This is a genomic window from Pseudomonas sp. 2725, from assembly GCF_050434585.1.
Lineage (GTDB): Bacteria > Pseudomonadota > Gammaproteobacteria > Pseudomonadales > Pseudomonadaceae > Aquipseudomonas > Aquipseudomonas jessenii.
On sequence record NZ_JBNDIV010000006.1, the window covers coordinates 480530 to 495407 of the forward strand.

Annotated in this window: 10 protein-coding genes; all 10 read left to right on the forward strand. The window is 63.5% G+C overall.

Annotation, left to right across the window (positions count from 1 at the left end; translation table 11 throughout):
- Window positions 1–23: 23 nt before the first annotated feature.
- The 10 genes from ABIE16_RS20000 (at window position 24) to mdcH (ending at window position 14823) form a co-directional block, all read left to right on the forward strand.
- Window positions 24–2084 carry a methyl-accepting chemotaxis protein gene (locus ABIE16_RS20000; protein WP_057712927.1) on the forward strand — a complete coding sequence of 687 codons (2061 nt, stop codon included), beginning with the start codon at window positions 24–26 and terminating at the stop codon, window positions 2082–2084.
- Between the two features lie 37 nt (window positions 2085–2121).
- On the forward strand, window positions 2122–8142 hold the full coding sequence (locus ABIE16_RS20005) for an Hpt domain-containing protein (RefSeq protein WP_429521778.1): 6021 nt from the start codon (window positions 2122–2124) through the stop codon (window positions 8140–8142).
- The gene (locus tag ABIE16_RS20010) at window positions 8135–8596 is read left to right on the forward strand and encodes a chemotaxis protein CheW (protein ID WP_218494701.1); all 462 of its coding nucleotides are present in this window, start codon (window positions 8135–8137) and stop codon (window positions 8594–8596) included. The genes ABIE16_RS20005 and ABIE16_RS20010 overlap by 8 nt, the downstream gene beginning before the upstream one ends.
- 210 nt (window positions 8597–8806) lie before the next feature.
- The gene (mdcA, locus tag ABIE16_RS20015; RefSeq protein ID WP_154947419.1) at window positions 8807–10477 is read left to right on the forward strand and encodes a malonate decarboxylase subunit alpha; all 1671 of its coding nucleotides are present in this window, start codon (window positions 8807–8809) and stop codon (window positions 10475–10477) included.
- Window positions 10477–11358, forward strand: coding sequence for a triphosphoribosyl-dephospho-CoA synthase (locus tag ABIE16_RS20020; RefSeq protein WP_090451929.1), 882 nt, complete (start codon window positions 10477–10479; stop codon window positions 11356–11358). Before mdcA ends, ABIE16_RS20020 begins: the two co-directional genes overlap by 1 nt.
- Entirely contained in the window at window positions 11358–11657 is a 300-nt protein-coding gene (locus ABIE16_RS20025; RefSeq protein WP_057712932.1) for a malonate decarboxylase subunit delta, read from the forward strand. Before ABIE16_RS20020 ends, ABIE16_RS20025 begins: the two co-directional genes overlap by 1 nt.
- Window positions 11650–12501: a biotin-independent malonate decarboxylase subunit beta gene (locus ABIE16_RS20030; protein WP_429521779.1), complete on the forward strand. Its 852-nt coding sequence runs from the start codon at window positions 11650–11652 to the stop codon at window positions 12499–12501. Before ABIE16_RS20025 ends, ABIE16_RS20030 begins: the two co-directional genes overlap by 8 nt.
- Window positions 12498–13301: a biotin-independent malonate decarboxylase subunit gamma gene (mdcE, locus tag ABIE16_RS20035; protein ID WP_429521780.1), complete on the forward strand. Its 804-nt coding sequence runs from the start codon at window positions 12498–12500 to the stop codon at window positions 13299–13301. Before ABIE16_RS20030 ends, mdcE begins: the two co-directional genes overlap by 4 nt.
- Window positions 13295–13915: a malonate decarboxylase holo-ACP synthase gene (locus ABIE16_RS20040; RefSeq protein ID WP_429521781.1), complete on the forward strand. Its 621-nt coding sequence runs from the start codon at window positions 13295–13297 to the stop codon at window positions 13913–13915. Before mdcE ends, ABIE16_RS20040 begins: the two co-directional genes overlap by 7 nt.
- Window positions 13912–14823, forward strand: a complete 912-nt coding sequence (mdcH, locus tag ABIE16_RS20045) for a malonate decarboxylase subunit epsilon (RefSeq protein WP_429521782.1) — start codon at window positions 13912–13914, stop codon at window positions 14821–14823. The genes ABIE16_RS20040 and mdcH overlap by 4 nt, the downstream gene beginning before the upstream one ends.
- Window positions 14824–14878 lie beyond the last annotated feature (55 nt).

Genomic DNA, 14878 nt, shown 5'->3' on the forward strand with positions numbered 1-14878 from the left:
TGTGGGTTAACAGGCGAGGACCGATGATAAAAGCAAAAGCAGGCAAGCCAATGGAAGGGTCGCGCAGCCGGTCGCAGATTATCGTGCTGTTCATCGCGCTGATCGTCTTCATCATGCTGCTGTTCGCCAACTTCGCGTACCTCAACACCCAGGCTATCTACGACAAACAGTACATCGGCCACGCCGGCGAACTGCGCGTGCTGTCCCAGCGTATCGCCAAGAACGCCACCGAAGCCGCCGCCGGCAAGGCTGCCGCGTTCAAGTTGCTCAGCGATGCGCGCAACGATTTTGCCCGGCGCTGGGGTTTTCTGAAGAAGGGTGACCCGGCCACGGGCCTGCCGCCGGCCCCCGCCACCGTGCGTCCGGAGATGCGCGCGGTGCAACAGGACTGGGAGCGGCTGCTGAAGAACACCGATGCGATTCTCTCCAGCGAGCAAACCGTACTGTCGCTGCATCAGGTCGCCGCGACCCTGGCCGAAACCGTGCCGCAATTGCAGGTCGAGTACGAGAAAGTCGTCGAGACTCTCCTGCAACGGGGCGCCCCGGCGGCCCAGGTGGCCATGGCTCAGCGCCAATCGCTGCTGGCCGAGCGAATCCTCGGCGCGGTCAACACGGTGTTGGCCGGCGACGAAAATTCACAGCAGGCCGCCGATGCGTTCGGGCGTGACGCAACGCAGTTCGGCAAGGTGCTCAACGGCATGCTCCAGGGCGACCCGGCGCTCAAGGTCAGCCAGGTCGAAGACCGCGACGCCCGTGCGCGACTCGCGGAAATCTCCGAGCTGTTCGAGTTCGTCTCGGGCTCGGTGGACGAGATCCTCGAAACCTCGCCGGAACTGTTCAAGGTCCGCGAATCGGCCTCGAACATTTTCAGCCTGTCGCAAACCCTGCTCGACGAAGCCTCACACCTGGCCAGCGGTTTTGAAAACATGGTCGGCGGGCGAACCACCGACACCATTGGCGGCTATGTGCTGGGCCTGTTGGCGCTGGCTTCGATCATCCTGATCGGTTTGGTGATGGTGCGCGAAACCAATCGTCAGTTGCGCGAAACCGCCGAGAAAAACGAGCGTAACCAGAACGCGATCATGCGCTTGCTCGACGAGATCGAAGACCTGGCCGACGGCGACCTCACAGTGACGGCCTCGGTAACCGAAGACTTTACCGGCACCATCGCCGACTCGATCAATTACTCCGTCGACCAGTTGCGCGATTTGGTCGCGACCATCAACCTCACCGCCGGCCAGGTTGCCGCCGCCGTGCAGGAAACCCAGGCCACTGCCATGCACCTGGCCCAAGCTTCGGAACATCAGGCCCAGCAGATTTCCGAAGCGTCGATGGCGATCAACGACATGGCCGAGTCCATCGACCAGGTGTCGGCCAACGCGGCGGAATCTTCGGCGGTTGCCGAACGCTCGGTGGAAATCGCCAACAAGGGCAACGAGGTGGTGCACAACACCATCCACGGCATGGACAACATTCGCGAGCAGATTCAGGACACCGCCAAACGCATCAAGCGCCTGGGTGAGTCTTCCCAGGAAATCGGTGACATTGTCAGCCTGATCGATGACATTGCCGATCAGACCAATATCCTGGCCCTCAACGCGGCCATCCAGGCGTCCATGGCCGGTGACGCCGGTCGCGGTTTCGCCGTGGTCGCCGATGAAGTGCAGCGCCTGGCCGAGCGCTCGTCCGCCGCCACCCGGCAGATCGAAACCCTGGTGCGGGCGATCCAGACCGATACCAACGAAGCGGTCATCTCCATGGAACAAACGACGACCGAAGTGGTGCGTGGCGCCCGTCTGGCGCAGGATGCCGGTGTGGCCCTGGAAGAAATCGAAGGCGTCTCCAAGACTCTAGCGGCGTTGATCCAGAGTATTTCCAATGCGGCGCAACAGCAGACGTCGTCGGCCGGTCAGATTTCCCTGACAATGAACGTGATCCAGCAGATCACCTCGCAGACATCGTCGGGTTCCACCGCTACGGCCGACAGCATCGGCAACCTGGCGAAAATGGCCAGTCAGTTGCGTCGTTCGGTGTCCGGTTTCACCTTGCCGGATGCCAAGGCGCAGGTTGTGGACAAAGCTTGAACCGCCCATGGGTATCTGAATTGTGATTGGAGTGGTTATGGGTGATCGGCACGACTATGTGGCCCTCGAGTGGGTCAAGGGCGAGATTGCCGAAACGCTGAAACAGGCTCATCACGCGATTGAAAACCTGCTCGATGACCCGCAGGCGACGCAAGCGCTGGATGCAAGCCTTTCGTGCATCCATCAGGTTCACGGCAGTTTGCAGATGGTCGAGTTCTACGGCGCGGCGTTGCTCGCCGAAGAAATGGAACAGCTGGCCATGGCCTTGCAGGGCAACCGTGTCAGCCATCGCGACGAGGCGTTGCACCTGTTGATGCAGGCCCTGGGGCAGTTGCCGATCTACCTGGACCGGGTGCAAGGCGCGCGCCGCGACCTGCCACTGGTGGTGTTGCCACTGATCAACGATCTGCGCAGCGCCCGCGGCGAAAGCCTGCTGTCGGAAACCAGCCTGTTCAGCCCGCAATTGCCCGAGTTGCCAGCGTTGGACGCACAAGCGCTTACGCAGTTGGAACCGGCCGAATTGCCCGGTGTGCTGCGAAAGCTGCGGCAGATGCTGCAAATGGCGCTGGTCGGATTTTTGCGCGAACAGGACAACGACACCAACCTCGATTACCTGGCCAAGGTATTCACCCGCCTTGAAGCACTGTGCGACAACGCCCCCCTGAGCCCGTTATGGCAGGTGGCATCGGCGCTGGTCGAAGGCATGCAGGGCGGTGCGATCGCCAATAGCCCGGCCTTGCGCAGCCTGTTCAAGGATGCCGACAAGGAACTCAAGCGCCTGCTCGAACAAGGCATGCCCGGCATCAACCAGCCGGCCCCGCCGGAGCTGCTCAAGAGTTTGCTCTTCTATATTGCCAAGGCCGAACATCCCACCGGGCAGATGCTGACCATGAAAGAACGCTACTCACTGGACGACGCGCTGCCCGACAGCGTGATGGTCGATGAAGAACGCGCGCGCCTGGCCGGTCCCGACCGCGACGCCATGCGCTCGGTGCTGGCTGCGCTGTGCGAAGAGCTGGTGCGGGTCAAGGAGCGCCTGGACCTGTTCGTGCGCAGTGACCGCCAGCACACTTCCGACCTCGACAGCCTGCTGGCGCCGCTGCGGCAAATCGCCGACACCCTGGCGGTCCTGGGCTTCGGCCAGCCGCGCAAGGTGATCATCGATCAATTGGCGGTGGTGCTCAGCCTCGCTCAGGGCCAGCGCGAACCCAACGATGCGATCCTCATGGACGTTGCAGGGGCCTTGTTGTACGTCGAAGCGACGCTGGCCGGCATGGTCGGTACCGTGGAGCCGGAGAGCCAGGACGACAACCGCCTGCCCACCACCGACCTGACGCAGATCCATCAGATCGTGATCAAGGAGGCCCGTATCTGTTTGCAGCAGGCCAAGGACATGATCGTCGACTACATCGACGCCGATTGGGACCGCCAGCACTTGCAGGCGCTGCCGGCCTTGCTCACCCAGGTGCGCGGGGCGCTGGCGATGATTCCGTTGAGCCGGGCGGCGAGCCTGGTCGAAACCTGCAACCACTTTATTCGCGAGCACCTGTTGCTCGAGCCGGGTCAACCGGGCTGGCAGGAACTGGACAGCCTGGCCGATGTGATCACCAGCATCGAGTACTATCTCGAACGCCTCGGTGATGACCCGCAAGCGCAGGGCGAAAACCTGCTCGATGTCGCGGAAAAAAGCCTGGCGAACCTCGGTTTTTTCCCCAGTGAGCAGCATGTGCCAGTGCTTGATGATGTGCTCAACCCGACCCAGGCGCAGGTCATGCAGATGATGCAGGAGCTGGAGGATCCACAGGTCGTCCAGACCTTGGCCGATGTGCTCGCCAGTCCGGTTTCGACTCTGAATCCGCCCGCGCTGAACACTCCGGGCAGCCTGCTGCCGCCACCCGCAGGCGAAGAGCCGGTGGACGAAGAACTGCGCGAAGTGTTCCTCGAAGAAACCGACGAAGTCCTGGAAATCCTGCGCGATTACTTGCCGCGCTGGTCCGCCAACCCAGACAACCGCTCGGCCCTGAGTGAGTTGCGCCGCGCCTTCCATACCCTCAAGGGCAGTGGCCGCATGGTGCGCGCCCTGGTGCTGGGCGAGCTGGCCTGGGCCGTGGAAAACCTGCTCAATCGCGTACTGGAGAACAGTGTGGAGCCGGGCGCTACGGTGCAGCAACTGATCGGCGATGTGCTGCATCTGCTGCCGGAGCTGGTGGCTGAATACGCCGCCAATGCCCAGCGTCAGCGCAACGATGTCGATCAGTTGGCCGCCCGCGCCCATGCCCTGGCCAAGGGCGATGAACCGGTGTCCGATGAGGATACGCAAGATGTCGCGGCCCTCGACCCGCTGTTGCTGGAGATCTTTCGCAAAGAGGCCGAAACCCACTTGGGCAGCCTCAATCGCTTCCTTGATCAGGCCGCCGAGCATGTGCCGTTGCAGGCCAGCGACGAATTGCAGCGCGCGTTGCACACCCTCAAGGGCAGCGCCTCGATGGCGGGCGTGTTGCCGATTGCCGAACTGGCCGCACCGCTGGATCAACTGGCTCGGGAATACAAGGCGCACCTGATCGCACTGGATCTGGATGAAGTCGAATTGTTACTGGAGGCAGAAGGACTGTTTCGCCTCGGCTTGCGCCAGCTCAAGCGCGATCCGCTGGCGGAAATTCCCGGTGCCCGGGGTTTGACCGAGCGAGCCAGGGCGCAGCTGGCCGAGCGCCTGGAAAACCTCCTGAGCACACCGAACACCGGGCTGCGAATCAAGCGCGACCCGCAACTGATCAACAACTTCCTCGCCCAGGGCATGGACATCCTGCTGGACGCCGAAAGCCTGTTGCAACGTTGGCAGCAACACCCCGGCGAACGTCAGGAGCTCAGCGCGCTGCTGGACGAATTGACCACCCTCGGCGAAGGCGCCCATCTGGCCGACCTGCACCCGGTGGACGAGTTGTGCGAAGCGTTGCTCGACCTGTACGGTGCCGTGGAAGAAAGCAGCCTGGCGGTCAGCGAGCGGTTTTTCCATGAAGCACAGGGTGCCCACGAAGCACTGATCAACATGCTCGACGAACTGGCCGCCGGGCAGGAAGTCAGCCCGCAGCCGCTACGGATCAGGGCCTTGCGCGAGCTGCTCGACGAGAGCCTTGACCCGTCGGCAATGGGCTTGATCCGCAGCGATGGCAGCCGAAGCCTGAGCATCCGCGAACTGGGTTCTGCCACCGAGGAACTTGAGCGCACGCTACCCCCTGCCCCTGTAGGAGCGAGCTCGCTCGCGATGGACTCAAATGCGCCGCGCTTATCCAATGACAACGCGTCATCGTTAACGCCTATCGCGAGCGAGCTGGCTCCTACAGGAGAGGGGCGCGAGCTGGACGAGGAAATCGTTGCGATCTTCCTTGAAGAAGCGGTGGATATCCTCGAAAGCGCCGGTCAGGCCTTGCAGCGCTGGTTGCGCGACTCGGACAACGCCGCGCCGCTGTCGTCCCTGCAACGGGATTTGCACACCCTCACAGGCGGTGCACGCATGGCCGGGGTCGGGTCGGTCGGCGATCTGGCCCATGAGCTGGAAAGCCTTTACCAGGGTCTGGTGGACCGTCGTTATGCCTTCAGCGATTCACTGGCGGTGCTGCTCAAACAGAGCCATGAGCGACTGGCGTTGTACCTTGAACAGTTGCAACTCAACCAGCCGCTGGACGATTCCCGTGAGCTGATCGAAGCCATTCGTGCCTACCGTCAAGGGCATGCGGGTGTCGCCGAGGGGACCCGGCAGGCGACCGGCAGCGACGCGGCTGTGCACGATACTGAATTGCTGGAGATCTTTCTCGAGGAAGGTTTCGACATTATCGAAAGCTCCGGGGCGGCGCTTGAGCGCTGGCAGGCCCAGCCTTCGAGTCGTCAGGAAGTGGAAACCCTGCTGCGCGATCTGCACACCCTCAAGGGCGGTGCGCGCATGGTGGAAATCGCCGCGATTGGTGATCTGGCCCATGAACTGGAGTTCCTCTACGAAGGCCTGTCCACCGGCGTGCTGCAACCGACGGAGCCGTTGTTCGCGCTGTTGCAGCGCAGCCATGACCGCCTGGCGCAGATGCTCGATGCGGCCCGCGCCGGTGAGCCGATGCCGCCGGCCGATCGCTTGATCGATGCGATCAAGAACTTTAGGCATCCGGCCGTGCCGGAAACGCCCGCGTCGGTTGCGCCGTCGGCCACGCCCAAGCCCGAGCCGCTGGCGCCGCCGTCCGATGCCGGCGCGGACATGGTCAAGGTCTCGGCGGAGCTGCTCGACGATCTGGTCAACCTGGCCGGTGAAACATCGATCTTCCGTGGCCGAATCGAACAACAGGTCAACGATGCGCACATCGCCCTGAATGAGATGGAGACCACTATCGAGCGGATGCGCGACCAGTTGCGCCGCCTCGATACCGAAACCCAGGGGCGGATTCTCAGCCGCCAGCAAGTCGAGGCCGAACGCCTGGGCTACGAGGAATTCGACCCGCTGGAAATGGACCGCCACTCACAGTTGCAGCAACTGTCCCGGGCACTGTTCGAGTCGGCTTCTGACTTGCTCGACCTCAAGGAAACCCTCGAACGACGCAATCAGGACACGGAAAACCTCCTGCAACAGCAGGGCCGCATCAACACCGAATTGCAGGAAGGCCTGATGCGCACGCGCATGGTGCCGTTCGAACGCATGCTCCCGCGTTTGCAGCGCATCGTCCGGCAGGTGTCCAGCGAACTGGGCAAGGACGTGGACTTCATCGTCGACAACGCCGAAGGCGAGATGGATCGCAACGTTCTTGAACGCATGGCCGCGCCGCTGGAACACATGCTGCGCAACGCCGTCGACCATGGCCTGGAGTCCGTTGAAGTGCGGTTGGCGGCGGGGAAGCCGGCCAAGGGGAAAATCACCCTCGATCTGCTGCGCGAAGGCGGCGACATCATTTTCGACATCCGCGACGACGGCGCCGGTGTACCGCTGGACGCGGTGCGGCGCAAGGCGATCAAGCGCGGCCTGCTCGCCCCGGACAGCATCATCAGTGATCACGACGTGTTGCAGTTCATCCTGCAACCGGGGTTTTCCACCGCCGAAAAAATCACCCAGATCTCCGGGCGCGGCGTCGGCATGGACGTGGTGCACGAAGAGGTGCGACAACTGGGCGGCACCATGAGCATCGACTCGGTGCCCGGGCAGGGCGTGCATTTCCGCATTCGCCTGCCGTTTACCGTATCGGTCAACCGGGCGTTGATGGTGCAGTGCGGTGAGGACCAATACGCGATCCCGCTCAATACCATCGACGGCATTGTTCGCGTTCTGCCCAATGAACTCGAAGGGTATTTCCGCTTCGATTCGCCAACCTACGAATACGCCGGCCAACATTACGAGCTGTGCTATCTGGGTGAGCTGCTGAAAACCAGCCCGCGCCCGAAGCTGTTGGGCCAGAGCCTGCCATTGCCGGTGTTGCTGGTGCAGTGCAACGAACGGCACATCGCGGTGCTGGTGGATGCCATGGCCGGCACTCGCGAAATCGTGGTCAAGAGCCTGGGGCCGCAATTTGCGGCGGTGCAAGGGGTATCCGGGGCGACGATTCTCGGGGACGGCCGGGTGGTGCTGATTCTGGATTTGCTGGCGCCGATCCGCGCCATGCAGGCCCGTGTGCCCCAGCGTCCGGCGGGGCAAGAGGTCGAGGTCGAACCGCATCGGCCGCTGCTGGTGATGGTGGTCGACGACTCGGTCACCGTGCGCAAGGTCACCAGCCGCTTGCTCGAACGCCACGGTATGAGCGTGCTGACCGCCAAGGACGGAGTCGATGCCATGCTGCTGCTGGAAGAGCACATGCCCGACCTGATGCTGCTGGACATCGAGATGCCGCGCATGGATGGCTTCGAAGTCGCGACCCAGGTGCGCAACGACGAACGCCTGCAACACCTGCCGATCATCATGATCACCTCCCGCACCGGACAGAAACACCGCGATCGCGCCATGGCCATTGGCGTCAACGACTACCTTGGCAAGCCGTACCAGGAATCGGTGCTGCTCGAAAGCATCGCCTTGTGGAGCAAGACCCATGCTTGAGCACCGCACCAGCAACCTCACCGGCCTGCTGCTGCCGTTGGCCGACCGCAACCTGATCCTGCCCAACGTCGCCGTTGCCGAGCTGATCGATTACCAGCAGCCGGGGACGTTCGACCTCGACACGCCGCCGTGGTACCTGGGCCTGGTGACATGGCGTGACCGGCAGATTCCGCTGCTGAGTTTCGAGTCGGCATGCGCGCAGAAAATCGTCATCGGCGAACGCGCGCGGATCGTCATTCTCAACGCCCTGGGCGGGCGCCCCGAGCTGAAATTCATCGCCCTGCTGGTGCAGGGGATTCCGCGCTCCTGCAAGCTCGATAGCCAGTTGAGTTATGTGGATGTGCCGTTGTGTCCGCTGGAGCAGGCAGCGGTGCAGGTGGGCGAGCAAGTGGCCAAGGTGCCGAACTTGTTGGCACTGGAGGCGTTGTTGGTGGATGCCGGATTGACCATCTGATCGCGGTCTTGCGTTGACTGCACCGGCCTCTTCGCGAGCAAGCCCGCTCCCACAGGGGACCGCATTCCAAAGTGGGAGCGGGCTTGCTCGCGAAGGCGTCAGTCCAGACAACCATTACCCTGAGCGTAACGATCCACCACTCTGCTTGATTGATACCCCCAACCAACACTCCTAAGGTGACCCCCACGACAGCGAACCCGTGGAGTGGTCATGACAACAACAATATCCCCCGACTCGCGATGGACGCGGCGGCGCAGCGAAAAGCAGCGGCGCCTCGAGCTGGTGCGAGGTCTTGCCGACGGTGTGGTGTTGCCCACCGACAACATCGTCGCGGCGCTTGAAGCGCTGATTCTGCCCGGCGACCGCGTGGTGCTCGAAGGCAACAACCAGAAGCAGGCGGATTTTCTTTCGCGCTCCCTGGCCAAGGCCGACCCCGCGAGGCTGCATGACCTGCACATGATCATGCCCAGCGTCGGACGCTCCGAGCACCTGGATCTGTTCGAACGGGGTATCGCCCGCAAACTCGACTTCTCTTTCGCCGGCACCCAGAGCCTGCGCATCAGCCAGTTGCTCGAAGACGGCCTGCTGGAAGTCGGCGCGATCCACACCTACATCGAACTCTACGCACGGCTGGTGGTGGACCTGATTCCCAACGTCGTGTTGTCGGCCGGGTTCATGGCCGACCGCGCCGGCAACATCTACACCGGGCCGAGCACCGAAGACACCCCGGCGCTGATCGAACCGGCGGCCTTCAGCGACGGCATCGTCATCGTCCAGGTCAACCAGTTGGTGGACGACGTCAGCGACCTGCCGCGCGTCGACATCCCCGCGTCCTGGGTCGACTTCGTGGTGGTGGCCGACAAGCCGTTCTATATCGAACCGCTGTTCACCCGCGACCCTCGGCACATCAAGCCTGTGCACGTGCTGATGGCGATGATGGCGATTCGCGGGATCTACGAAAAACACAACGTGCAGTCGCTCAACCACGGCATCGGTTTCAACACCGCTGCCATCGAATTGATCCTGCCGACCTACGGCGAATCCCTCGGCCTCAAAGGCAAGATCTGCCGTAATTGGACGCTCAACCCGCACCCGACCCTGATCCCGGCGATTGAAAGCGGTTGGGTCGAAAGCGTGCATTGCTTCGGCACCGAGCTGGGGATGGAGAACTATATTGCGGCGCGGCCGGATGTGTTCTTTACCGGGCGCGACGGCTCCCTGCGTTCCAACCGGATGTTCAGCCAACTGGCCGGGCAATACGCCGTGGACCTGTTCATCGGCGCGACGTTGCAAGTCGATGGCGACGGCCATTCGTCCACCGTCACCCGCGGGCGCCTGGCCGGGTTCGGCGGCGCACCGAACATGGGCCACGACCCGCGCGGTCGGCGCCATGGCACGCCGGCCTGGCTCGACATGCGCAATACCGATGTGGCCGAGCCGATGCTCGAACGCGGCAAGAAACTTGTGGTGCAGATGGTCGAGACCTTCCAGGAGGGCGGCAAACCGACCTTCGTTGAAACCCTCGATGCGGTGGATGTGGCGAAGAAAAGCGGCATGCCGTTGGCGCCCATCATGGTCTACGGCGACGACGTCACCCACCTGTTGACCGAAGAAGGCATCGCCTATCTGTACAAGGCGCGCTCGCTGGAAGAACGCCAGGCGATGATCGCCGCCGTCGCCGGGGTGACTGCCATCGGCCTGCGTCACAACCCCAAGGACACCGCGCGCATGCGCCGTGAAGGCCTGATCGCCTTGCCCGAAGACCTCGGCATCCGCCGCACCGACGCCACCCGCGAACTGCTCGCGGCGAAAAGCGTGGCCGATCTGGTGGAGTGGTCCGGTGGCCTCTACAACCCGCCCGCCAAGTTCAGGAGCTGGTAATGCACGCACTTAACCTGCAACCAAAAAGCCTGAGCCTGAGCCTGGCCGAACGGCTGGCGGACCTGGCAGTGGATGCGTTGATCGACGAGGCTGATCTGTCGCCGAAACCGGCACTGGTCGACCGTCGCGGCAATGGCGCCCACACCGATTTGCACCTGGGGCTGATGCACGCCTCGGCTCTGTCCTTGTGGCCGGCCTTTAAAGAAATGGCGGAAGCCGCCATCGAGTTCGGCGAGATCGGCTTGCCCCTGCGCGAAGCCGTGGGCCGCATTGGTCGCGAAGGTGAGCAAGCCATGCTCGACACCACCGGCGGGGTGAACACCCATCGCGGGGCGATCTGGGCCTTGGGCTTGCTGATCACTGCCGCTGCACTGGAACCTCAATCCTGCAACGCCAATAGCGTGGCGTTGCGGGCGGCGCGGCTGGCCCTGCTCGACGACCGTTTTGCGCCACGTCCGCTCAGTCACGGTGCGCAAGTCGCCCAACGCTACGGCGCTCGCGGCGCCCGTGAAGAAGCGCAACTGGGTTTTCCGGCGGTGACCCAACGTGCACTGCCACAACTGCTGCGCAGCCGCGCCGCCGGTCATGGCGAGCAGAACGCCCGGCTCGACGCGCTGTTGGCGATCATGACGAGTCTGGCCGACACCTGCGTACTTTACCGCGCCGGTGAAGAAGGCCTGAACACCATGCAACTGGGCGCCCGGGCGGTGCTCGATGCGGGCGGCAGCGCCAGCCTCGGCGGACGTCGCCGCCTGCATGAGCTGGACCAACAACTCATCGCGTTGAATGCCTCGCCCGGTGGCGCTGCCGACCTGCTCGCAGCCTGCCTGTTCATCGACCGTATCGCGTCTGGCGACGGCCTTATCCAGGGAGTGTTTTGATGGAAACCTTATCCTTTGAATTCCCCGCCGGGCAGCCGCCACGCGGTCGCACCCTGGTGGGTTGTGTCGGCTCTGGCGATCTGGAAGTGCTGATCGAACCGGGTCAGGCCGGCAAGTTGACGATCAATGTGCAGACCTCGGTCAACGGCAGCGAACAACGCTGGCGGCACCTGTTTGCACGGATGTTCGACGGCCAGACGCCCCCGGCCATGGATATCGACATCCACGATTTCGGCGCGACACCCGGCGTGGTGCGTCTGCGTCTGGAACAGGGCTTCGAGGAGATCGGCCATGACTGACAGCGCATCTTTGCTCAACAAGCACAGCTTCGTCGAACTCGGTGCCCGGCAACGGGCCAAGGCCCTGCTCGATGCCGGCACCTTCCGCGAACTGCTCGACCCCTTTCAACGGATCATGTCGCCGTGGCTGTCGCGCCAGGGCGTGGTGCCGCAAGCCGACGACGGCGTGGTGATCGCCAAGGGCAATCTCGATGGTTTGCCGGTGGTGATCGCGGCCATCGAAGGCGCGTTCCAGGGCGGCAGCCTCGGTGAGGTCGGCGGAGCAAAAATTGCCGGCGCGCTGGAACTGGCCGCCGAAGACAACCGCAACGGTATCCCGACCCGCGCCGTACTGCTGCTGGAAACCGGCGGTGTGCGCTTGCAGGAAGCCAACCTCGGCCTGGCGGCCATTGCCGACATCCACGCGGCGATTGTCGATTTGCAGCAGTACCAACCCGTGGTCGGTGTGGTGGCGGGCAGCGTCGGTTGCTTTGGCGGCATGTCGATTGCCGCCGGGTTGTGCAGCTACCTGTTGGTGACCCAGGAAGCGCGACTCGGCCTGAACGGCCCGCAGGTGATCGAACAGGAAGCCGGACTTGAGGAGTACGACTCCCGCGACCGACCCTTCATCTGGAGCCTGACCGGTGGCGAGCAACGCTTCGCCAGTGGTCTGGTGGATCGCTATGTTGCCGACGACGTGGCGCAGATCCGCCAGCAGGTGGGTGAGTTACTCCAGCAAGGATTGCCAACGCAACCGCGTAGCCAACAGGCCGGGTTGTTCCTGCAACGGTTGGCGCGTCTGGATGCCGAACCGCAAATCGAGCCGTCCGTGGTTCGCGATCTGTACCAAGGAGAACGCCCATGAGTTCGTATTCCCTGCGAGGCTTGAACTGGTTCAACGCCTTGAGCGCCGGAGCGAAAGCGGTCGAGGGTTTGCCGGCTTCGCTGAAGGTCGCGGACGCCGTGCTGGGCGATCAGCCTGTGCGTTTCCTCGCGGTGGTGGCCGACCCGGAAAACCGCTTCGTCCGTGCACGTAACGGCGAAGTGGGTTTGCTCGAAGGCTGGGGCCTGGCCAAGGCCGTGGATGAAGTCATTGCCGCCGATCAAAACAAGGCACGCAAGCGCGCTCTGATCGCCATCGTCGACGTGCCGAGCCAGGCTTACGGTCGCCGGGAGGAAGCCCTCGGCATTCATCAGGCGCTGGCCGCTGCGGCGGGCAGTTATGCCCGTGCCCGTCTGGCCGGTCATGCGGTGATCGGTTTGCTGGTGGGCAAGGCGATGTCGGGCGCGTTTCTGGCCCACGGCTATCAGGCCAATCGCTTGATCGCCCTGCGCGATCCGGGAGTGATGGTGCACGCCATGGGCAAGGCGTCGGCCGCGCGGGTGACCTTGCGCAGCGTCGAAGAGCTCGAAGCCTTGGCTGCCAGCGTGCCGCCGATGGCCTATGACATCGACAGCTATGCCAGCCTCGGGTTGCTGTGGGAAACCTTGGCGGTGGAGAAGATCGAGCAGCCGACGGCGGCGGATCTGGCGCGGGTGACCGAGTGCCTGCATCAGGCGATTGACGATGTGGCCACCGCTGGCCGTGATCTGAGCGGTCGGCTGGGTGCGGCCAATCGGGCGGCGTCGAGCAAGGTTCGTCAATTGCTGAGAGCGCAGTGGTGAGCACGCTACTGGCACACGACCTGCTGTGGGGCATGACCCCGCAGCAGTTGCCGGCGGATGCGCCTGCGTGGGTGATCGAGTCGATCAGTGCCGGCCAGCCGGTGGTGGTCCGTCGCGCCTTGAGCGCGGCAGGGCAGGTGGCCGTGGGCGTGCGCGGGCCGTTGCGCGAACAGCGATTTGCCGCGGTGATGGAAGTCGCCGCCATCACCCGGCGGGTGCAGCCGGAAGAGCTTCGCCATGTTCAAGGCCAGCGCGATTTCCCGGCGCTGCGTGCCTTGGCGCAACTGCGTTCGCACCTCGATGGCAGTGGCTGGGTCTGGGGTGTCAGCGGCAGCGCCGGGTTCGAGTTGGCCAGTGGGTTTGCCGCTTTGCACCAGGGCAGCGACCTCGACCTGATCCTGCGTACGCCACGTCCATTGAGTCGTGTCGACGCGCAGGCGTTGGTGGCCATTCTTGATGCCGTCGTGTGCCGCGTGGACCTGCAACTGCAGGCACCGTCGGGCGCCGTTGCCTTGCGCGAATGGGCCGGTGCTTCGTCGCGGGTCCTGCTGAAAAATGCCATTCAAGCCACCCTGGTGACTGATCCGTGGAATCCACAGGAGCAAGCAGCATGAGCAGCTTGCTGGTGTTCCCCGGCCAGGGCGCGCAACAGCCCGGAATGCTGGCGCGTTTGCCTCGGGAGACATTGAGCGAGGCGAGCGACCTGCTCGGTGAAGATGTGACGCAGCTGGATTCTGCCGAGGCGTTGCAGTCGACGAGGGCGGTTCAGCTTTGCCTGCTGATCGCCGGCGTCGCTGCTTCACGCCAGTTGGGCATGGCCCCGGACTACGTGGCCGGCTTGTCGATCGGCGCTTACCCGGCCGCGGTGGTGGCCGGTGCCTTGGGTTTCAGCGATGCGCTGCATCTGGTCAGCCTGCGGGGTGAGTTGATGCAGCAGGCTTATCCACAGGGCTACGGCATGACCGCGATCATCGGTCTGGACCTGGCCACGGTGGAAGAATTACTGGCCCGGGTGCACAGCGCGCAAATGCCGGTTTATCTGGCCAATATCAACGCCGATAACCAGGTGGTGATTGCCGGTAGCGACGCGGCGATGAAAGCGGTGGCGGGGTTGGCGAAAGGTTGCGGAGCGGGCTTGGCCAAGCGTCTGGCAGTGAGCGTGCCATCCCACTGCCCATTGCTTGAGGCGCCCGCGCAACGGTTGGCCGAAGCCTTCGCCAAGGTGCCGCTGCACACCCCGAAGATGGGCTACCTGAGCGGCAGTCGCGCGCGTCCGCTGATCAAGCCTGAAGCCTTGCGTGACGACCTGGCCTTCAACATGTGCCGCATCGTCGATTGGCGCGGCACGGTACAAAGCGGCTACGAGCGCGGCGTACGTCTACAGATCGAACTGCCGCCCGGTGCGGTGCTGACCGGACTGGCGCGCCGGGTGTTCGAGCAGGGCACCGTGATTGCCTTCGACGGTGCACGGCTCGACACCTTGCAGGCGCTGATGCGTGAGGAGGGAAGCCGCCACCCTTAGATCATCTGACTTAAGGCTTCGCACAACAAAAACAACATTCGAAATGCACTTTGAG